The sequence below is a fragment of the Streptomyces sp. RKND-216 genome (assembly GCF_004795255.1).
Lineage (GTDB): Bacteria > Actinomycetota > Actinomycetes > Streptomycetales > Streptomycetaceae > Streptomyces > Streptomyces hazeniae.
In genome coordinates this window covers 1,549,769-1,568,198 of record NZ_SSBQ01000002.1, presented here as the reverse complement: position 1 = coordinate 1,568,198, position 18,430 = coordinate 1,549,769, and the positions used below count along the sequence as shown (strand labels likewise).

Sequence of the window (18,430 nt, the reverse complement as noted above, 5' to 3'; positions counted from 1 at the left end):
GTGGTGGACGTCCCCACGCTGGTGACGCAGGCCCGGGAGGGGCGGCCGCGTGCCGTCGCCCGGCTGATCTCTCTGGTCGAGGGGGCGTCCCCGCAGCTCCGCGAGGTCATGGCGGCTCTCGCTCCGCGCTGCGGAAACGCGTACGTGGTCGGGCTGACCGGCTCGCCCGGAGTGGGCAAGTCCACCTCGACCTCAGCGCTGGTCTCCGCCTACCGGCGGGCCGGGAGGCGGGTCGGCGTGCTCGCGGTCGACCCGTCGTCCCCGTTCTCGGGCGGCGCGCTGCTCGGTGACCGGGTGCGGATGAGCGAGCACGCCTCCGACCCCGGCGTCTACATCCGCTCGATGGCCACGCGCGGTCACCTCGGCGGCCTCGCCTGGGCCGCACCGCAGGCCATCCGGGTGCTGGACGCCGCCGGCTGCGACGTGATCCTCGTCGAGACGGTGGGCGTCGGGCAGTCGGAGGTGGAGATCGCCTCCCAGGCGGACACCAGCGTGGTGCTGCTGGCCCCGGGCATGGGCGACGGCATCCAGGCCGCGAAGGCGGGCATCCTGGAGATCGGGGACGTCTACGTCGTCAACAAGGCCGACCGGGACGGCGCGGACGCCACGGCCCGCGAGCTCAACCACATGCTGGGGCTTGGCGAGGCGCGTGCCCCGGGGGACTGGCGTCCGCCCATCGTCAAGACCGTCGCCGCCCGCGGCGAGGGCCTGGACGAGGTCGTCCAGGCGCTGGAGAAGCACCGCGCCTGGATGGAGGAGCGCGGAGTGCTCGGGGAGCGGCGCGCCCGGCGGGCCGCCCGCGAGATCGAGACCATCGCGGTGACCGCCCTGCGCGAGCGGATCGGCAGCCTCAGCGGCGACCGCCGGCTGGGTGCGCTCGCCGAACGCATCGTGAACGGCTCCCTCGACCCCTACGCGGCAGCCGACGAGCTGGTCGCGGGACTCACGCAGGAGAGCTGATCCGGCCGCGCGGCCTCCTGCCCGGTCACGCCGCGCCGGACTCGATCAGCAGGTCGATCTCGTCCTCGGTGAGCCCCAGCTCGGCCAGGATGACCCGGGTGTGTGCGCCGAGCGCGGGCACCGGGTCCGTCCGCGCCTCGCCGGGGAGCTGCCCCGGCGGGGCCGGGGCCCGGACGGGGCCGACCGGCGTGGCGACCTCGTGCCAGCGCCCGCGCGCGGCCAGCTGGGGGTGGTCCCACACCTCGGCCGGGGTGTTGACCCGGGCGTTGGCGACGGGGATGGAGCTGAGCAGGTCGACGGCCTCGGCGCCGGTCAGCTGTGCGAAGCGGGACGCGAGGACCGCTCCGAGGGCCTCCCGGTGGTCGCTGCGGCCGGCGTTCGTCGCGTAGTCGGGGTGGTCGGCGAGCCCGGGGTCGTTCAGGAACGCGGCGCACAGGCCGCGCCACTCGCGGTCGTTCTGGACGGCCATCATCACGACCGTCCCGTCACCCGCCGTGAAGGGCCCGTATGGCTGGATGGTCGCGTGCGCGGCACCCGAACGCGGGGGCGGGGGCGCGCCGTCGTAGGCGTAGTACAGCGGGAACCCCATCCACTCGACGGCGGATTCGAGCATTGAGATGTCCAGGTGCCTGCCGGTACCCGTCTGCCCGCGTTCCAGCAGTGCGGCCAGGACGGAGCTGTAGGCGTACATGCCCGCGGCGATGTCGGACACCGGGATGCCGACCTTCGCCATCTCCTCCTCGGTGCCGGTGACGGACACCAGGCCGGCTTCGGACTGCACGAGCAGGTCGTAGGCCTTGCGTCCCTCGTACGGCCCGGGGGACCCGTAGCCGGAGATGTCGCACACGATGAGGCGCGGGTTGAGTGCCCGCAGCTCCTCGGGGCCCAGACCGGCGCGGGCCGTCGCGCCGGGCGCCAGGTTCTGGAGGAACACGTCCGCGTCGGCCAGCAGCCGGCGCAGCACGTCCAGGCCGCGCGGGTCCTTGAAGTCGAGGGTGAGGGACTCCTTGTTGCGGTTCGCCCAGACGAAGTGCGCGCTGAGACCGGCGGTGCGCGCGTCGTACGCGCGGGCGAAGTCGCCGGTGCCGGGCCGCTCCACCTTGATCACCCGTGCGCCGAGGTCGGCCAGGTGGCGGCTCGCATACGGCGCGGCGAGGGCCTGTTCGAGCGACACCACCGTGATTCCGCGAAGGGGCTGCATGCCTTTCTCCCCGCTGGGCGAACCGGACGGTCGACGGTCCCGGCCCGGTCGTACGGGCCGGGGGTGCGACGGACGCCAGTGAAGCACGGCCGCCGTCACGGCGCGGGGCCGGGAGAGCACTCTCCCGGCCCCGCACGGCCGCCCCGGTGCCGGGACGGGCCCGTCAGCCGTCGTCGCGGTCGTCCGCGTCGTCCTGCGACTGGCCCTGCGACGGCGCGTCCGTGGCGCCGGAGTCACCGGCGAAGGCGGCCGTCGTGCCGCCGACGGCCAGGGTGGACGCGACGACGGCGGCGCCGGGCTGGGTCTCTCCGTCGCCCGCGACGTGGCGGAACGCCACGGAGGCACCCCCGCCGTCACCGACGCGCCCGAGGGCGGCGCCCTCTTCACCCTCCGTCTGCCGCCCCGGCCTGCGGCCCCGAGCCGTTCAGCAGTCGTGCGCGGCGTGCAGGTGGGCGGCCACGGTGGAGAGCGACGTCTGCAGCTCCTGAAGGGCCTCCGGGGTGAGAAGGTCGATGAAGTGCCGACGCACCGACGCCACGTGATGCGGCGCGACGTTCCGCATCGTCTCCCAGCCCTGCTCGGTCAGCACGGCGAACAGTCCGCGCTTGTCGGACTCGCAGTTCTCCCGCCGCACCAGCCCCGCGCTCTCCATGCGGGTGATCTGGTGGGAAAGGCGGCTCTTGGACTGCCGGGTGCGGTGCGCGAGTTCGCTCATCCGCACCCGGTGCTCGGGCGACTCGGAGAGGTTGACCAGGATCTCGTAGTCGTTGTTGGTCAGCCCGAAGGGCTGGAGATCGCGCTCCAGCTGGTACATGAGCAGCCGGCTGACGTCGAGGTGCGTGCGCCAGGCCTGCTGCTCCGCGTCGCTCAGCCAGCCCTTGTCCGTGTTCATGTCGAGAGCGTACCCAGGGTGTGTCGGGAAAGTAGCGCCGTCCGGCTCCAGGACCGGGCGGGGGCACCTCCCGGCCCTGGGGGAGGGACTTCCCGGCGCGCCCTAGAGTCCGAAGCGTCGCTGGAGGTCGCCGAGCTGGCCGGGCAGTCGCGGCGTCTGCTGCCCGGCCGCGCCGTGCCCGTCCTGCTGCGCGCCCTCACCCGCGAGCGGCACGTCCTTCATCACCTCGGTCGACTGGATCAGCACGGTTCCCGCTCCCGTGAACTCGTACTGGTGCTCCTCGCCGGAGGTGCCGCCCAGCCCAGTCACTGCACGGAGGCCGCCCAGCACGCCCCGCATGTACTGGTGGTCGTAGTGGTGGCAGGGGGAGGGGCAGTCGGCCCAGCCGACCAGCGCCTCCGGATCGACGCGCACCGGCGGCTCGACGAAGTGCACCTGGCCGTTGGACGCGGCCACGAACTTGCCGGTGCCGATCAGTGTGAGGAAGCCGGGGATGATCGACTGCTTCAGCGACAGCGACGGTTCGAAGGCCAGCAGGTTGCCGGACCGGACGGTCAGATTGCCGTCCTCCAGGTCGTAGCTGTTGACGTCGAAGGCGCGGTCGGCGAGCAGCATCTTGCCGCTGCCCTCGGCGACGGTCCAGTCCTGCGCGTGCAGCGGCGAGTGGAAGCTGCCGGCGACCAGCCGGTCCAGCGGGCCGTGGCCGATGCCGTGGAAGTCGATCTGCCCGTAGTAGGCGATCATCTTCCCCTTCTGCAGGAACCAGCGGTTGCCGCGCAGTTCCACGCAGAACGTGTACGGGTTGACGTTGTCGTCCGACGGCAGCGTCGTGAAGTCCTCAGGGGTGGTCACAGCTTCTCCTCGCTCGCCTGCACGTAGACCGTGCCGTTGCCGGACAGCTCGAGCTGGAACGCCTCGCCCGAGCCGCGGCCGACCATGTCGCGCCAGCCCAGCGCGGTGGAGAGCTTGTTGCGTACGTCGCCGTGGTGGGCGACGTACGCCTGCGGGTCGACGTGGACCGGGCGGTCGGGGGTGATCGGCAGTTCGAGGACGCCGCCGTGGGCCATGACGGCGACCGAGCCGTGGCCGCGGAGCGTGGTGGTGAACAGGCCCTGGCCGCTCACCTGACCGCGGACCATGCCCATGACCCCGCCCTGGGAGCCCAGGAACATCGTGCCCTGCTCCAGCGTGCCGTCGAAGGCGAGCAGCCGGTCGGCCTCGACGTACAGCGTGTCGCCCGTGAGGTCGATGACCTGCACGTGGTGGCCGCCGTGACCGTACATCACGGTGCCGTCGCCCTCGACGGTCATCAGCGGCGCCGCCTCGCCCGCCGCGCGGCGGCCGATCATGGCCATCACGCCACCCTGACCGCCGGACATGTTGGGTGTGAAGCCGACCTGCCCGGTGTAGGCGATCATCGCGCCGCGCTGGCTGAACATGCGCGAGCCCGGCGTGACCCGGGCCTCCACGATCTTGGAGTTGATCTGCTGGAACGGCATCAGATCTGCCCTCCGATCGTGTTGCGCTCGCTCGGCTGCACGTAGACCAGGCCCTCGCCCTCGAAGCGGATCTGGAACGCCTCGCCGGAACCCTCGCCGAGGAACGTGCGGAAGTTCACGCCGGACTGGAAGTCCTGCCGCAGACGGCCGGTGTGCGCCACGTACGCGCCGGGGTCGACCTGGAGCGGTTGGCCGTGCGAGACGCGCAGCACCACCGGCGTGCCGGCGGAGGCCAGCGCGGCCTGCCCGGTGCCCTCCACGGTGGTGGTGAACAGGCCGGTGCCCTGGGAGGCGCCGCGCAGGCCCGTGAAGCTGGTGCCGGTGCGCAGCGACGCGTCGGCGCACAGCAGGTTGCTGGATTCGACGTACAGCGTCTCGCCGTTCAGCGCGACCAGGCTGATGTCGCTCGCTCGGTCCGCGAACCAGCAGGTGCCCTCGCCCTTCACCTCCATGAGCTCCATCTGCTCGCCGGTGATGCGGCGCGTGACCATGCCGCGCAGGCCCTCACCGCCCCCGGAGAGCTTCTTGAACGCCATCCGGCCGTCGTACGCGACCATCGCGCCGTTCTTGGCCTTCACGGCGTCGCCCGCCATCGCGACGGCGAGCACCTTGCCACCTTGCAGTCGGAAATGAGCCACGGGAGTGAACCTACCCGGTGGTCGCCGCCCTGGAGGGAGGTGCCACAATGGCAAAAGTTTGTGCATCCGTTCACAAAGATCGAGGAAACCCGCCGTGGACATCAAGACCGTTTCCGCCATGCGTCGACTCCGCCTCGTCTCGGTGCCCGAGGCCGTCTCCTTCCTGCTGCTGCTGGTCTGCTCGGTGCTCAAGCGCACCACGGAGTTCAACGCCGTGCCGGTGATGGGTGCGATCCACGGCTTCCTCTTCGTCCTGTACGTGCTCTTCCTGCTGGACGCCTGGAACCGCACCAAGTGGTCCTTCGGCACCGCAGCGCTGTACTTCGTGCTGTCCGTGCTGCCCGCCGGCGGCTTCTTCGCGGACCGCAGGCTGCGCCGCGAGGAGAACGAGGCTGTCGCCGCGACCCGCACCGCGCCCACCGGACAGGGCGAGAGCGTGACGGCCCAGTGATCGTCGCCTTCTCCGTGACGCCCCTGGGCGTCGGCGAGGACGTCGGCGCCCACGTGGCCGACGCGGTGCGGGTGGTCCGGGAGTCCGGCCTGCCCCACCGCACCGACGCGATGTTCACCTCGATCGAGGGCGACTGGGACGCCTGCATGGACGTGGTGCGCCGCGCCGTCGCCGCGGTCGAGGCCCGCGCACCCCGCGTGTCCCTCCTCCTCAAGGCCGACATCCGCGAGGGCGTCACAGACGGCCTCACCGCCAAGGTCGACACCGTCGAACGCCACCTCGCCGCCGAAGACCACTGACCGGCCCCCCCACCGGAACTCCACCCAGAATCCGCCGCTACGGGCGCACTGTTGACCTGAACGGGGCCGGTGCGGCACGTCCCCGAGCGCCGCGGTGCCCCCAGTTCACTCGCGCCGGTTCCGCGCACAGTTCCTGCGGTACACGGCGCGCCCCTGCGCGCGCCGGTGGCCGTGGAGCCGGTGGAGCGTGGCGGGCGCCCCCGCCCGGGTGACCCGGTCGGGGGTCTCCAGGTCGCGAGGGTGGAGGCGGCACCGAAGGGTGGAGGCATCCGTGCGGGCCCGGACGGCCCGTGCGCGAGGTGGGAGGGAGCCGTGGCGCCGTCTCGTGACGACTACGAGAGGTACTGCCGCCTCGCCGGGCCGCTCGTGGCCGCGGGCCCGGACTACCGGGTGCGGTACCGCACTCTGCTGTCCCGCGAGCGGCACCGGCTCGGTGTCGTGCTGCTGATCGCCGCGGCGCCCACGTTGTCGGCCGTGCTGTTGGTGTGGCTGATATGGCCGGCCCACTGGTCGCGGCGGGGCGACGCGGCCCCGGGCTGGCTGGTCGCCGCCGACGCGGTGATGCTCGGCGCCATCGGCCTGATCGAGCTGTTCCGGCTGCTCGGTGTGGTGTCCGTCGCGCACGCCACTCTGGTGGCCCGCGACCCGGTGCCCGTGCGTCCGGAGCGGAACGTCTCGGTCGCCTTCCTCACCACGTACGTGCCCGGCAAGGAGCCGATATCCATGGTCCGGGCCACCCTGCGGGGGGCGCTGCGTGTCCGGCACCGCGGGCGGCGGCACGTCTGGCTGCTGGACGAGGGGGACGACCCCGCCGCACGGGCGCTGTGCGCGGAACTGGGCGTGCGCCACTTCACCCGCCGCGGAGTACCCGAGTGGAATCGTCCCCGGGGGCCGTTCCGGGCCCGGACCAAGCACGGCAACTACAACGCCTGGCTCGAGGCGCACGGCCACGCCTACGAGTTCTTCGCCTCCGTCGACACCGACCACGTGCCGCTGCCCGCCTACCTGGAGCGGACGCTGGGCTACTTCCGTGATCCCGACGTCGCCTTCGTCGTCGGGCCGCAGGTGTACGGCAACTACGACCGGCTGGTCACCAAGTGCGCCGAGAGCCAGCAGTTCCTCTTCCACGCGCTGATCCAGCGGGCGGGCAACCGGTACGGGGCGCCGATGTTCGTCGGCACCAACAACGTGGTGCGGATCGCGGCCCTGCGGCAGGTGGGCGGGCTGCACGACTCCGTCACCGAGGACATGGCCACCGGCTTCGAGATCCACCGCCGCCGCAACTCCGCCACCGGCGGCCGGTGGCGCTCCGTCTACACCCCCGACGTGCTCGCGGTGGGGGAGGGGCCCGAGTCGTGGACGGACTACTTCTCGCAGCAGCTGCGCTGGTCGCGCGGCACCTTCGAGACCCTGCTGCACCAGTACGGCCGCCCTCCGCACCGGCTGCCGGCGGGCCGGCTGCTCCACTACTCGCTGATGCTGGCGTACTACCCGATGAGTGCCGCCACGTGGGTGCTGGGTGCGCTGAGCTGCGCGCTCTTCCTGTGGGCCGGCACCTCCGGCGTCACGGTGCCGCCGCAGACCTGGCTGATGCTGTACGGCGACGCGGCCGTGCTCCAGGTCGGGCTGTACCTGTGGAACCGGCGGCACAACGTCTCGCCGCACGAACCGGAGGGCTCCGGCGGGCTGGCGGGCATGGCGATGTCCGCGCTGGCGGCGCCGGTGTACGCGCGGGCACTGGGAGCCGCCCTGCTGCGGCGGCCGTGCCGCTTCGTGGTGACGCCGAAGGGGGAGTCCGCCAGCGAGGACGGGGTGCGGACGTTCCGCACCCACCTGGGGTGGGCGGCGGTGCTGGGCTGTTCGCTCGCGGCGTCGCTGTGGCTGGGACACACCCACGCGGTGATCGGCGTGTGGGCGCTGTTGGCCCTGACGGTCGCGCTGGCGCCGTTCCTGGCCTGGGCGCTCACCGGCCGTCCGCACGGCGGGCGCGCGATGCCGCAACGGGGCGCACAGGCCGGGCCGGGCGCCTACGCGAGTTCGCCGTCGCCCGCGGACAGGGCGATGCCGAGCGGCGTGCGTTCGTAGAGCACCTGGTGCCCTACCCGGCGCGAGGTCAGCAGTCCCGCGCCGCGCAGCGTCGACAGGTGCACGGACACCGAGGACGGCGCCAGCCCCAGCCGCGCGGCCAGCGCGGTCGTCGACGCCGGTTCGGTGAGCGCCGCCAGCACCGCGGCCCGGTTCACGCCCAACAGCCGTTCCAGCGCCTCCGGTGAGCCCGGCCCGGCCTCGGCCTCCGACCACAGCGAGCCGATGCCGCGTGCCGGGTAGACCACGGCGGGCCGCCACGGCGCGTGGAAGCCGCTGACCACGTCCGGCCAGACGAAGACGCTGGGCATCAGCGTCAGTCCCTCGCCGCCCAGCGTCTGTGCCGCGTCCTCCGCGCGTCTTATCGTCAGCGCACCGTCGGCCCAGGTCACGTGCGGGTGCAGTCCGTCGAAGAGCGCGGCCAGGCCGCCGTCTGCCAGTCGCCGGGTGTGGAAGGCGACGTCGGCCTCCAGCAGCGCCCGCAACCGCCGCCAGTGCGGGGCCACGAGGGCCTCCCAGGCCCGGACGGTGGCGTCGGCCACCCTCTGCACGGCGCGGGCGGGGTCGCCGAGCATCGCCAGGCCCAGCGGCGAAGCGGCCGCCCCGGGGGTGTCGGCGAGGGCGCGGGCCATCTCCTCCTTGGCGGTGACCGGATCGGTGGCCCGCAGGCGTTCGATCTCCTCGTCGAAGGACTGCACCGGCCCGCCGGGCGGCGGGCAGAGGAAGTCGGGTGTCCAGCCCTGCCGGGGCATGAGTAGCCACAGCGGTTCCAGGCCGAGCGTCTCGGCGGCACGCACGCTCCGCCGCAGCCACGGCAGGTGGTGGCCCCACTGGCCGGGGCGGGCCAGCAGCCGGACGGCCTGCTGGGTCTCCCAGGCAGGCGAGAGCGCGAAACGGCAGTTGAGCAGGTCCTCGGTGCCGAAATGCATGCGCAGCGGCATGTTCCCCCTCCAGGCTGGTCCGGCCTCAGGGCGCACGGTGCGGTAGGGCCTCGGCGGCTACGCCTCCCCCCGCTTGTGCCGCTGCCCGCTGCGCCCCCGCCCGAAACCGTCCGGTGACCGTCAGGGGGACCGGTCGGTGAGACGCTTGCGCTCACGATATGAGCGGCCGGTAGGGTCGGGTGCGTGCCGAAGCCGCTCAGCCTGCCGTTCGATCCGATCGCTCGCGCCGACGAGCTCTGGAAGCGGCGATGGGGCCCTGCGCCCTCGATGGCCGCGATCACCTCGATCATGCGCGCCCACCAGATCCTGCTGTCGCAGGTGGACGCCGTGGTCAAGCCGTACGGTCTGACGTTCGCCCGGTACGAGGCGCTGGTGCTGCTCACCTTCTCGCGGGCCGGCCGGTTGCCGATGTCGAAGATCGGCGAACGGCTGATGGTGCACCCCACGTCGGTGACCAACACCGTGGACCGGCTCCAGCGCGCGGGCCTGGTGACCAAGGGGCCGAATCCGGAGGACGGCCGCGGGACGCTCGCGTCGATCACCGACAAGGGGCGGGAGGTCTGCGACGCGGCGACGCGCGACCTGATGGCGATGGACTTCGGACTGTCGAGCTACGACGACGCGCAGTGCGACGCGATCTTCTCGCTGCTGAGGCCGCTGCGGGTCGCCGCGGACGACTTCGACGACCCGGCTTAGGTCCGGTCTTCGAAGGTCCGCCGGACGAGCACGAGGGCCGCGGGGGCGGAGCCGGGGAGGCGAGGGAGGGCGGATACCCTCGCCGCATGAAGAAAAGCGTGTTGACCCGCTACCGCGTGATGGCCTACGTCACGGCCGTCATGCTGCTCGCCCTGTGCACCGCGATGGTCTTCAAGTACGGCTTCGACATGGGTGAGAACGTCACCTTCGCGATCTCGCAGCTGCACGGCGTCCTGTTCATCATCTACGTGATCTTCGCCTTCGACCTGGGGCAGAAGGCGCGCTGGCCGTTCGGCAAGCTGCTGTGGGTGCTGGTCTCCGGGACGATCCCGCTGGCGGCGTTCTTCGTGGAGCGCAACGTCGTCCGCGACGTCGAGCCGCTGCTCGATGACTCCTCCGCGGCGACGGCGAAGGTCTGAGGGCCCGCCCGCCCTCTCCCGGCGCCTCCGGGCACCGGCCGACACCCGTGTGACCTGCGTCTGAGGGGTCCGCCTTGCATTGCGGTGCCTTCGGGGCGGACACTTACTAGGACGTCCTAGTATTTTCGCCGCCTCCGCCGCCCGGTGCGAGGGGCACAGAGAGGCAGACGACACCGCATGGATGCTGAGGCCATCGAGGAAGGGCGCCTGCGCTGGCAGGCCCGGTACGACGCGGCACGCAAGCGCGACGCAGACTTCACCACGCTGTCCGGCGACCCGGTCGACCCCGTCTACGGACCGCGCCCGGGCGACTCCTACGAGGGCTTCGACCGCATCGGCTGGCCCGGCGAGTTCCCCTACACCCGCGGCCTGCACGCGACGGGTTACCGCGGCCGTACCTGGACGATCCGCCAGTTCGCCGGTTTCGGCAACGCGCAGCAGACCAACGAGCGCTACAAGATGATCCTGGAGGCCGGCGGTGGCGGCCTCTCGGTCGCCTTCGACATGCCGACGCTGATGGGTCGCGACTCGGACGACCCGAAGTCGCTGGGCGAGGTCGGCCACTGCGGCGTCGCCATCGACTCGGCGGCCGACATGGAGATCCTCTTCTCCGACATCCCACTGGGCGACGTGACGACGTCCATGACGATCTCCGGCCCGGCCGTCCCGGTCTTCTGCATGTACCTGGTGGCCGCCGAGAGGCAGGGCGTCGACCCGGCGGTGCTCAACGGCACGCTGCAGACGGACATCTTCAAGGAGTACATCGCGCAGAAGGAGTGGCTCTTCCAGCCCGAGCCGCACCTCCGCCTGATCGGCGACCTTATGGAGCACTGCGCGCACGAGATCCCCGCGTACAAACCGCTCTCGGTGTCCGGCTACCACATCCGCGAGGCCGGTTCCACGGCCGCGCAGGAGCTGGCGTACACCCTCGCCGACGGGTTCGGCTACGTCGAGCTCGGTCTCTCCCGCGGGCTGGACGTGAACAGGTTCGCCCCCGGCCTGTCCTTCTTCTTCGATGCGCACCTCGACTTCTTCGAGGAGATCGCCAAGTTCCGCGCAGCCCGGCGCATCTGGGCCCGCTGGATGCGCGACGTCTACGGTGCCACGTCCGAGAAGGCGCAGTGGCTGCGCTTCCACACGCAGACCGCCGGCGTCTCGCTCACCGCGCAGCAGCCGTACAACAACGTGGTCCGTACGGCCGTCGAGGCGCTCGCCGCCGTGCTGGGCGGCACCAACTCGCTGCACACCAACGCGCTGGACGAGACCCTGGCCCTGCCCAGCGAGCAGGCGGCCGAGATCGCGCTGCGCACCCAGCAGGTGCTGATGGAGGAGACCGGCGTCACCAACGTCGCGGACCCGCTGGGCGGCGCCTGGTACATCGAGCAGCTCACCGACCGCATCGAGGCGGACGCGGAGAAGATCTTCGACCAGATCAAGGAGCGCGGCCGCCGCGCCCACCCGGACGAGAACCACCCCATCGGGCCGATCACCTCGGGCATCCTGCGCGGTATCGAGGACGGCTGGTTCACCGGCGAGATCGCCGAGGCCGCCTTCCAGTACCAGCAGTCCCTGGAGAAGAACGACAAGAAGGTCGTCGGCGTCAACTGCCACACCGGCTCGGTCACCGGCGATCTGGAGATCCTTCGGGTCAGCCACGAGGTGGAGCGCGAGCAGGTGCGCGAGCTGGGCGAGCGCAAGTCCCGCCGGGACGACGCCGCGGTCACCCGCGCGCTGGAGGACATGATGAAGGCCGCCCGCTCGGACGCGAACATGATCGGGCCGATGCTGGAGGCGATCCGCGCCGAGGCCACCCTCGGGGAGATCTGCAACGCGCTGCGCGAGGAGTGGGGCGAGTACACCGAGCCGCCGGTCTTCTGAGCCGCGCAACGGTCGTTCGGGCTGCCGGGGCGGCCGAACGCTCAGCCCACCGCGCCGAGACCGCCGATCAGCAGCCGGGAGAAGGCGGACGCCCAGTCGGCGTCCACCTTCTCCGCGCTGACCAGTGCCCGGTGCACCACCGCGCCCGCGATCACGTCGAAGGCCAGGTCGACGTGGCGGGCGGCGGACTCCTCGTCCTGGTCCGGCGGGAGTTCGCCGCGCCGCTGCGCGCGCTCCCGGCCCTCCAGTACCAGGCGCTTCTGGCGGTCCACGACCGCGGTGCGGATCCGGGCGCGCAGCGCCGGGTCGCGGGTGGACTCGGCGACCACGGCCATCAGCGCGGTCTGCGTCTCCGGCCGCTCCAGCAGTCGTGCGAAGGACAGGACGACGCCCTCGACGTCGGCCTCCAGGCTGCCCCGGTCCGGGAGTTCGAGCGCGTCGAAGAGCACCGCGACCGCGTCCACTACCAGTTCGTTCTTGCCCGGCCAGCGCCGGTAGAGCGTCGTCTTGGCGACGCCGGCGCGGGCCGCGACGTCGCCCATCGTCAGCTTCGACCAGCCGAGTTCGACCAGCGCGGCCCGGGTCGCGTCGAGGATCGCGCCGTCGGCGGCGGTGCTGCGGGGTCGTGCCATGCCGGGCAGCGTAGCGGGACGCCGTTCCGGGGGCTCCGTGTTACGCTACGACTCGTATCGAAACGACCGTCCTCGCCGGACTGTGGGGATCGGGCGACGAACCGTCCGCGGAGGGGGGAGACTGGTCCCATGCAGTCACGCAACATGTCCATCAGCGGAGCGGTCGACCTCGCCGCGGTCAAGGCGGCCGGGGAAGCCCGGCAGAAGGCCGAACAGGCGCGCGCTCAGGCCGCCGAAGGCGGCGGCGCGCCCCCGCCCGCCGGTCTCGTCATCGACGTCGACGAGGCGGGGTTCGAGAACGAGGTCCTCCAGCGGTCCGCCGAGGTCCCGGTCGTCATCGACTTCTGGGCCGAGTGGTGTGGGCCGTGCAAGCAGCTCGGTCCACTGCTGGAGCGCGTCGTCGAGGAGTACGCAGGCCGGCTGCTGCTCGCCAAGATCGACGTCGACCAGAACCAGATGCTCTTCCAGCAGTTCGGCGTCCAGGGCATTCCCGCGGTCTTCGCGGTGGTCGCCGGGCAGGCGCTGCCGCTCTTCCAGGGAGCCGCCCCCGAGCAGCAGGTCCGCGAGACGCTGGACCAGCTCGTGCAGGTCGCCGAGCAGCGCTTCGGCATCACCGGCCTCCAGGGCGCTCCCGAGGGCGAGCAGACTCCCGCGCCCGAGGAGCCGCAGGTGCCCGAGAACCCGGCCCTGGCGGCCGCGCACGACGCGCTGGACGCCGGCGACCTGGCCGGCGCCGTCCAGGCCTACCGCAACGTGCTCGCCGACGACCCGGCCAGCACCGAGGCGAAGCTCGGTCTGGCGCAGGCCGAACTTTTGGGCCGCGTCCAGGGCCTGGACGCCCAGCAGGTGCGCAAGGAGGCGGCCGGGAATCCGGCGGACGTCGCCGCCCAGCTCCGCGCCGCGGACCTGGACCTGGTCGGCGGTCACGTCGAGGACGCCTTCGGGCGTCTGGTCGAGACGGTGCAGCGGACCGCCGGCGAGGACCGGGAGGCCGCGCGACTGCGACTGCTGGAGCTGTTCGAGGTGATCGGCGCGGACGACCCGCGTGTGGTCACCGCCCGTAGTGCCCTGGCGCGCGTACTGTTTTGAACAGGCGGAAGAGCAAGATCCGATAGGCGTTGATTTAGCGACACGGCGGCCGCGCTTTGCCAAAACTTGGCAATTGCGGCCGCCGTTACTCGCAGTAAGCCACTCCGCCGGTTTCGGGATGGCATGTCCGACTAATCCCCGCGTTGCGGATCCGGTGTCCGACACGGGCTGTCGCCGCTCTAAGCTGAGCTGCCCCGCTTCGGGCGTCCGGTCGTTACTCGCAAGTAACGAACCCCTTGTGTGTCAGCCGCAGATGCACCACGATCGGCCACGCTCGGTCCGTTCTCCCGTAGTCCCGGCACCATCCGGGTCCCGGTGTTGACGGGTCCCCACCGAGTGGATCGGTGAGCACGATCACCGGTCGCGGACAGGGGGGTCTCTGCCACAACGGCAGGGCCTGTCCGAGTGCGGGTTGCGCGAGAGCGTGGCCAGTGGTTGTCGCTCGGGGGTGATCGCCGGCAGTTCGGGAGTGACATGCTCGCGTCCCCAGGTGACGGCGCTCTCCTTCCCGAGGACGTAGCACTTCTCCCATCCCGTGCGGGACCGCAGGCCCGCATCGGAGATGTACGTCCGAGAAGGAGGAAAGTCATGGAGTCCCTGGCTCGTGGCGGGACCAGATGGAAGCGGTTCGCCGTCGTCATGGTCCCAAGCGTTGCCGCAACGGCAGCGATAGGTGTCGCCCTCTCCCAGGGTGCGCTCGCGGCCTCGTTCAGCGTTTCCGGCCAGCAGTTCAAGCTGACGGCCGAGCGCATCGAGGCCGAGGGCTTCACCCAGTACGGCGCGGTGGACAGCACCGCGAAGGGTGTCAAGCCGGTCACCGTCGTCGGCATGAACAGCGCCGACATCAAGGGCCTGTGCCAGTCCGTCGTCGTCCCGGTCCCCGGGTTCGGCGACGTGTCGATGGTGCTGGGTGCCGGCGACAAGGACCCGGTCGTCGCGAAGAAGCTGTACGTCGACGCCGACGTCCTGTCCGCCAACGCCACGTTCAAGAACATCGACATCGGCGTCTCGGTGGACGACACCACGAAGGGCCCCGGTCCGCACAAGGGCGACAAGTACCTGCCGGGCTCCTTCGCCCAGCAGGCCGAGAGCGCCGTGCTGACCGACGTCAAGCAGCGTGCCTGGGCGACGACGGCCGGAACCTTCAAGCTCAGTGGTCTCAAGATGTCCGTGAAGACGGGCAAGCACGAGTGCTACTGAGGCACTGACCGTACGGGCGCGGGTGCGCTTTCCGCGCCCGTACGGATGCTTCACCCCGCAATACCTGTGCCAGTCCCCGAGGAGCTGTACCTATGAGCGCCGACACGCATGCGCGAGAGGCGGACCGGTTCGCCCGGATGCGCCGGAATTTCCGGGTGTGGCGCGGACAGCGCCCGTTCTGGGGCGGGATGCTGACGCTGCTGTCCGGCATCCCCATCATGTACATCCCCTACCAGAACCTGACCCTGGGGTCGCTCACCATCCGCATGTCCACCACGGCGGGTGCCGGCTCGCTGATCATCGGCATCCTGCTGGTGGTCCTCGGGATCACGATGTGGTTCCAGCCGCACTCCCGGGTGTTCGCCGGAGTGGCGGCGATCCTGCTGGCTCTGGTCTCTCTGGTCGTCTCCAACTTCGGCGCCTTCCTGATCGGTTTCCTGCTGGGGCTGGTCGGCGGTGCCCTCTGCCTGTCCTGGGCGCCCGGCGAACCCGTACGGTCGTCGCCGCCCGACTCCGCCGAGTCGAAGGCGGACGACGCCGGCGACACGGCGCACGTCCCCGCCCAGGGAGCAGGCAGCGCCCTCGACGACCTGTCAGTCACTGGAACGCCCTCGTCCCCGACGGCGGGCGCGGACGCGAACAACGCGAACGGGAGGCACCGTGCCGGGTGACGAGCTGCACGAGGAGGCGACTGGAGCGGAGAATTCCGTTCCGGGCGCTCGCCGGGCAAGAACCGGCCCACGGCACGCGGCGCCCAAGAAGCCCTTCCTGACCCGGCTGAACGTGCCGGCGAGCAAGGCGGTGGCCATGGTGGCCATGCCGTCCGCCGTCCTGATGAGCATGGGTGTGACGCCGCAGCTGGCTTACGCCAAGCCGCTGCCCAAGAACCCCTTCAGTGACGGTCCCTGCGTTTCGCAGCAGGACCGCGCCGAGGAGGAGGCGGAGGAGGAGGCGGAGGCCGCCGCGAAGGCCGAGGAGGAGCGCAAGCGCGCCGAGGCCGAGCGGAAGGCCGAGCAGGAGAAGGAGGACGCGGAGCAGGATGACGCGTCGGACTCCGGCTCGGATTCCGGCTCCGGCTCCGGTGACGACGCGGCCGGAGGCTCGTCCGGTTCGGGCGGCTCCGGGGGCTCCGCGGAGCCCGGGCCGAGCCCGTCGGAGGAGGACGGTTCCGGCGGCCTGCTGGGGGGCGTCGGCGACGCTCTCGGCGACCTGCTGGGCGGCGGCGACCGCGAGAAGAAGGCTGAGCCGGAGCCCACGCCCTCCGAGACCCCGGACGCGTCGCAGAAGCCGGAGAAGAAGGAGTCCTCCGACCCGGTCGGCGACGCCGTCGGCGAGGTCGGCGAAGGCGTCGAGGACACTGTCGGCAAGGTCGAGGAGGGCCTGGGCGACGTCACCGACGGCCTGTCCGGCTCGTCCGGCGACGATGCGTCCTCGGACGAGGCCGGCGACGACGGGGCGACGGACGAGACCGAGCTGCCGGTGGGAGAGGACGGCAAGAAGGTCTTCCCCTGCGTGGAGGAGGAGAAGGTCGCTGGTGAGGCGGAGCAGACGCCCGCCATGCTGCCCAACCAGCCGTGGACGCTGAAGGCCTCGTCGCTGACCATCCGCGGCCAGGACTACGAGGGCGTGTTCAACGTCCGCACCGCGGACGGCAGCACCAAGCAGGTCCTCAAGTTCACCGCCGACACCGTCGACATCGGCGACCTGCACCAGATCGTGCAGGGGCACGACGGCCTCCAGTACCACGTGAAGGCAGCGCCGGGCTCCACCTCCACGATCCGCGACGGACAGGTGACGCTCTACACCGAGCGTCTGGAGGGCAAGCTGTTCGGTCTGATCCCGATCACCTTCGACCCGGAGCACCCGCCGCCGCTCAACCTGCCGGACGTCTTCTTCACCGACGTGACGGTCCAGCAGGCCGGGCAGTTCGGCGGCACGCTGACCGTCCCCGGGCTCCACTCCACCATCACCGGCGGCTGACCCCGGCTGCGACGGCCGAAGGGCCCCGTCTCCACCGCGCGGTGGAGACGGGGCCCTTCGTTCCCGTCCTTCTCCCGTCCGTTCGGGGGGGGCCGGTCAGACGGCGGTCTGCTCCGCGCCGCCGAGGTGGTGCACCCGGACCATGTTCGTGGTGCCCGGAACGCCGGGCGGCGAACCGGCCGTGATGATCATCTTGTCGCCCGCGTCGTACCGCTGGAGCTTCAGCAGCTCCGCGTCGACCAGTTCCACCATCTCGTCGGTGGTGTTGACGTGCGGGACGACGAAGGAGTCCACGCCCCAGCTCAGCGTCAGCTGGTTGCGGGTGGCGACCTCGGTGGTGAAGGCGAGGATCGGCTGCGCGGCGCGGTAGCGGCTCAGCCGCCGGGCCGTGTCGCCCGACTTGGTGAACGCGATCAGCGTCTTGGCGTGCAGGAAGTCCGCGATCTCGCACGCCGCGCGGGCGACCGAACCGCCCTGCGTGCGCGGCTTCTTGCCCTTCACCAGCGGCTGGAGACCGTGGCTGAGCAGCTCCTGCTCCGCCGCCTCGACGATCTTCGACATGGTCTTGACGGTCTCGATCGGGTACTGGCCGACCGAGGACTCCGCGGAGAGCATCACCGCGTCCGCGCCGTCCAGGATCGCGTTCGCCACGTCCGACGCCTCGGCGCGCGTGGGGCGGGAGTTGGTGATCATCGACTCCATCATCTGGGTCGCCACGATCACCGGCTTGGCGTTCCGCCGGCACAGTTCGATCAGTCGCTTCTGGACCATCGGCACCCGCTCCAGCGGGTACTCCACCGCGAGGTCGCCGCGCGCCACCATCACGCCGTCGAACGCGAGGACGACCTCCTCCATGTTCTCCACGGCCTGCGGCTTCTCGACCTTGGCGATGACCGGCACCCGGCGGCCGACCTCGTCCATCACCCGGTGCACGTCGCGCACGTCGGCGGCGTTCCGCACGAACGACAGCGCGACCATGTCGCAGCCCATTCCCAGCGCGAACTTCAGGTCGTCGACGTCCTTGTCCGACAGTGCCGGCACGTTCACCGCCGCGCCCGGCAGGTTGATCCCCTTGTGGTCGGAGATGACACCGCCCTCGATGACGATGCAGCGCACCCGCGGCCCGTCGACCTCGACGACCTGGAGCGCCACGTTGCCGTCGTTGATCAGCACCGGGTCGCCCTTGGCCACGTCGCCCGGCAGGCCCTTGTACGTGGTGCCGCACTGCGACCTGTCACCGGCCACGTCCTCCGTGGTGATGGTGAACTCCTCGCCGCGGACCAGCTCCACCGGCCCCTCGGCGAAGGTCTCCAGGCGGATCTTCGGCCCCTGGAGGTCGGCCAGCACGCCGACCGCCCGTCCCGCCTCGTCCGCGGCCTTCCGCAGCCGGTGGTAGCGCTCCTCGTGCTCCGGCTGGCTGCCGTGGCTCATGTTGAAGCGGGCCACGTTCATGCCGGCGTCGAGCAGTGTCTTCAGCTGCTCGTAGGAGTCGACGGCGGGGCCCAGGGTACAGACGATCTTGGAACGGCGCATGAGGACGATCCTATCGGTTTTGTTCAGAAGCGGAACG

20 protein-coding genes and 1 pseudogene are annotated in these 18,430 nt (G+C 71.4%); 12 read left to right on the top strand and 9 right to left on the bottom strand.

Annotated elements, in window-relative coordinates; genetic code table 11:
* Complete coding sequence (gene meaB, locus E4198_RS06630) at window positions 1–960, top strand: methylmalonyl Co-A mutase-associated GTPase MeaB (RefSeq protein WP_136182356.1); 960 nt, start codon at window positions 1–3, stop codon at window positions 958–960.
* 25 nt (window positions 961–985) lie between these two features.
* Here the strand turns inward: meaB and E4198_RS06625 are convergent, their stop codons facing one another.
* Entirely contained in the window at window positions 986–2,161 is a 1,176-nt protein-coding gene (locus E4198_RS06625) for a CaiB/BaiF CoA-transferase family protein (RefSeq protein ID WP_136182355.1), read from the bottom strand.
* Window positions 2,162–2,324: 163 nt separating this feature from the next.
* The gene (locus E4198_RS24810) at window positions 2,325–2,498 is read right to left on the bottom strand and encodes a hypothetical protein (protein WP_168711385.1); all 174 of its coding nucleotides are present in this window, start codon (window positions 2,496–2,498) and stop codon (window positions 2,325–2,327) included.
* Between E4198_RS24810 and E4198_RS25330 the strand changes: the two are divergent.
* Window positions 2,439–2,573 (top strand): annotated as a pseudogene (locus tag E4198_RS25330) (ATP-binding protein); the annotation flags it as partial. The gene E4198_RS24810 and the pseudogene E4198_RS25330 sit on opposite strands and share 60 nt — an antisense overlap.
* Window positions 2,574–2,585: 12 nt before the next feature.
* Here E4198_RS25330 and E4198_RS06615 read toward each other — a convergent pair.
* The 4 genes from E4198_RS06615 to E4198_RS06600 form a co-directional block, all read right to left on the bottom strand.
* Window positions 2,586–3,053 (bottom strand): MarR family transcriptional regulator, encoded by a 468-nt coding sequence (locus E4198_RS06615; RefSeq protein WP_136182354.1) that lies wholly within the window; start codon window positions 3,051–3,053, stop codon window positions 2,586–2,588.
* A 102-nt stretch (window positions 3,054–3,155) separates the two neighbouring features.
* Window positions 3,156–3,905 (bottom strand): AIM24 family protein, encoded by a 750-nt coding sequence (locus tag E4198_RS06610; protein ID WP_136182353.1) that lies wholly within the window; start codon window positions 3,903–3,905, stop codon window positions 3,156–3,158.
* Window positions 3,902–4,552 carry an AIM24 family protein gene (locus E4198_RS06605; RefSeq protein ID WP_136182352.1) on the bottom strand — a complete coding sequence of 217 codons (651 nt, stop codon included), beginning with the start codon at window positions 4,550–4,552 and terminating at the stop codon, window positions 3,902–3,904. The genes E4198_RS06610 and E4198_RS06605 overlap by 4 nt, the downstream gene beginning before the upstream one ends.
* Window positions 4,552–5,190, bottom strand: a complete 639-nt coding sequence (locus E4198_RS06600; protein ID WP_136182351.1) for an AIM24 family protein — start codon at window positions 5,188–5,190, stop codon at window positions 4,552–4,554. Before E4198_RS06600 ends, E4198_RS06605 begins: the two co-directional genes overlap by 1 nt.
* A gap of 94 nt (window positions 5,191–5,284) precedes the next feature.
* Between E4198_RS06600 and E4198_RS06595 the strand changes: the two genes are divergently transcribed.
* The 3 genes from E4198_RS06595 (at window position 5,285) to E4198_RS06585 (ending at window position 8,025) form a co-directional block, all read left to right on the top strand.
* Window positions 5,285–5,641 (top strand): DUF3817 domain-containing protein, encoded by a 357-nt coding sequence (locus tag E4198_RS06595; RefSeq protein WP_136182350.1) that lies wholly within the window; start codon window positions 5,285–5,287, stop codon window positions 5,639–5,641.
* Window positions 5,638–5,940: an MTH1187 family thiamine-binding protein gene (locus tag E4198_RS06590; protein ID WP_136182349.1), complete on the top strand. Its 303-nt coding sequence runs from the start codon at window positions 5,638–5,640 to the stop codon at window positions 5,938–5,940. The genes E4198_RS06595 and E4198_RS06590 overlap by 4 nt, the downstream gene beginning before the upstream one ends.
* A gap of 312 nt (window positions 5,941–6,252) precedes the next feature.
* Window positions 6,253–8,025: a cellulose synthase catalytic subunit gene (locus E4198_RS06585; protein ID WP_210732786.1), complete on the top strand. Its 1,773-nt coding sequence runs from the start codon at window positions 6,253–6,255 to the stop codon at window positions 8,023–8,025.
* Here E4198_RS06585 and E4198_RS06580 read toward each other — a convergent pair.
* On the bottom strand, window positions 7,968–8,966 hold the full coding sequence (locus E4198_RS06580) for a DUF5937 family protein (RefSeq protein WP_136182347.1): 999 nt from the start codon (window positions 8,964–8,966) through the stop codon (window positions 7,968–7,970). The two genes, E4198_RS06585 and E4198_RS06580, sit on opposite strands and share 58 nt — an antisense overlap.
* Window positions 8,967–9,149: 183 nt before the next feature.
* Between E4198_RS06580 and E4198_RS06575 the strand changes: the two genes are divergently transcribed.
* The 3 genes from E4198_RS06575 to E4198_RS06565 all read left to right on the top strand — a co-directional run bounded on the left by E4198_RS06575 (window position 9,150) and on the right by E4198_RS06565 (window position 11,959).
* Window positions 9,150–9,662 (top strand): MarR family transcriptional regulator, encoded by a 513-nt coding sequence (locus E4198_RS06575; protein ID WP_027765985.1) that lies wholly within the window; start codon window positions 9,150–9,152, stop codon window positions 9,660–9,662.
* Between the two features lie 86 nt (window positions 9,663–9,748).
* Complete coding sequence (locus E4198_RS06570) at window positions 9,749–10,081, top strand: DUF3817 domain-containing protein (RefSeq protein ID WP_136182346.1); 333 nt, start codon at window positions 9,749–9,751, stop codon at window positions 10,079–10,081.
* A gap of 177 nt (window positions 10,082–10,258) precedes the next feature.
* A complete protein-coding gene (locus E4198_RS06565; protein ID WP_136182345.1) occupies window positions 10,259–11,959 on the top strand; it encodes a methylmalonyl-CoA mutase family protein in 1,701 nt (566 codons plus the stop codon).
* Between the two features lie 41 nt (window positions 11,960–12,000).
* Here E4198_RS06565 and E4198_RS06560 read toward each other — a convergent pair whose 3' ends face one another.
* Window positions 12,001–12,591, bottom strand: a complete 591-nt coding sequence (locus E4198_RS06560; RefSeq protein WP_136182344.1) for a TetR/AcrR family transcriptional regulator — start codon at window positions 12,589–12,591, stop codon at window positions 12,001–12,003.
* Window positions 12,592–12,720: 129 nt separating this feature from the next.
* Here E4198_RS06560 and E4198_RS06555 point away from each other — a divergent pair, with 129 nt between their 5' ends.
* From E4198_RS06555 to E4198_RS06535, 4 genes are all read left to right on the top strand, one after another.
* Window positions 12,721–13,680, top strand: coding sequence for a tetratricopeptide repeat protein (locus E4198_RS06555; RefSeq protein WP_136182343.1), 960 nt, complete (start codon window positions 12,721–12,723; stop codon window positions 13,678–13,680).
* A 588-nt stretch (window positions 13,681–14,268) separates the two neighbouring features.
* On the top strand, window positions 14,269–14,880 hold the full coding sequence (locus E4198_RS06545; RefSeq protein WP_136182342.1) for a DUF6230 family protein: 612 nt from the start codon (window positions 14,269–14,271) through the stop codon (window positions 14,878–14,880).
* A gap of 92 nt (window positions 14,881–14,972) precedes the next feature.
* Complete coding sequence (locus E4198_RS06540) at window positions 14,973–15,551, top strand: DUF6114 domain-containing protein (RefSeq protein ID WP_136182341.1); 579 nt, start codon at window positions 14,973–14,975, stop codon at window positions 15,549–15,551.
* Window positions 15,541–16,860: a hypothetical protein gene (locus tag E4198_RS06535; protein WP_136182340.1), complete on the top strand. Its 1,320-nt coding sequence runs from the start codon at window positions 15,541–15,543 to the stop codon at window positions 16,858–16,860. The genes E4198_RS06540 and E4198_RS06535 overlap by 11 nt, the downstream gene beginning before the upstream one ends.
* A gap of 96 nt (window positions 16,861–16,956) precedes the next feature.
* Here the strand turns inward: E4198_RS06535 and pyk are convergent, their stop codons facing one another.
* The gene (pyk, locus tag E4198_RS06530; RefSeq protein ID WP_136182339.1) at window positions 16,957–18,393 is read right to left on the bottom strand and encodes a pyruvate kinase; all 1,437 of its coding nucleotides are present in this window, start codon (window positions 18,391–18,393) and stop codon (window positions 16,957–16,959) included.
* Between the last annotated feature and the right edge of the window lie 37 nt (window positions 18,394–18,430).

Excerpts from the sequence above, each read along its gene's own strand:
- pyk (WP_136182339.1), bottom strand. The coding sequence starts at position 18,393 with ATGCGCCGTTCCAAGATCGTCTGTACCCTGGGCCCCGCCGTCGACTCC.
- E4198_RS06615 (WP_136182354.1), bottom strand. The coding sequence starts at position 3,053 with ATGAACACGGACAAGGGCTGGCTGAGCGACGCGGAGCAGCAGGCCTGG.
- E4198_RS06545 (WP_136182342.1), top strand. The coding sequence starts at position 14,269 with ATGGAGTCCCTGGCTCGTGGCGGGACCAGATGGAAGCGGTTCGCCGTC.
- E4198_RS06565 (WP_136182345.1), top strand. The coding sequence starts at position 10,259 with ATGGATGCTGAGGCCATCGAGGAAGGGCGCCTGCGCTGGCAGGCCCGG.
- E4198_RS06580 (WP_136182347.1), bottom strand. The coding sequence starts at position 8,966 with ATGCCGCTGCGCATGCATTTCGGCACCGAGGACCTGCTCAACTGCCGT.
- E4198_RS06540 (WP_136182341.1), top strand. The coding sequence starts at position 14,973 with ATGAGCGCCGACACGCATGCGCGAGAGGCGGACCGGTTCGCCCGGATG.
- E4198_RS06555 (WP_136182343.1), top strand. The coding sequence starts at position 12,721 with ATGCAGTCACGCAACATGTCCATCAGCGGAGCGGTCGACCTCGCCGCG.
- E4198_RS06560 (WP_136182344.1), bottom strand. The coding sequence starts at position 12,591 with ATGGCACGACCCCGCAGCACCGCCGCCGACGGCGCGATCCTCGACGCG.
- E4198_RS06570 (WP_136182346.1), top strand. The coding sequence starts at position 9,749 with ATGAAGAAAAGCGTGTTGACCCGCTACCGCGTGATGGCCTACGTCACG.
- E4198_RS06625 (WP_136182355.1), bottom strand. The coding sequence starts at position 2,161 with ATGCAGCCCCTTCGCGGAATCACGGTGGTGTCGCTCGAACAGGCCCTC.
- E4198_RS06605 (WP_136182352.1), bottom strand. The coding sequence starts at position 4,552 with ATGCCGTTCCAGCAGATCAACTCCAAGATCGTGGAGGCCCGGGTCACG.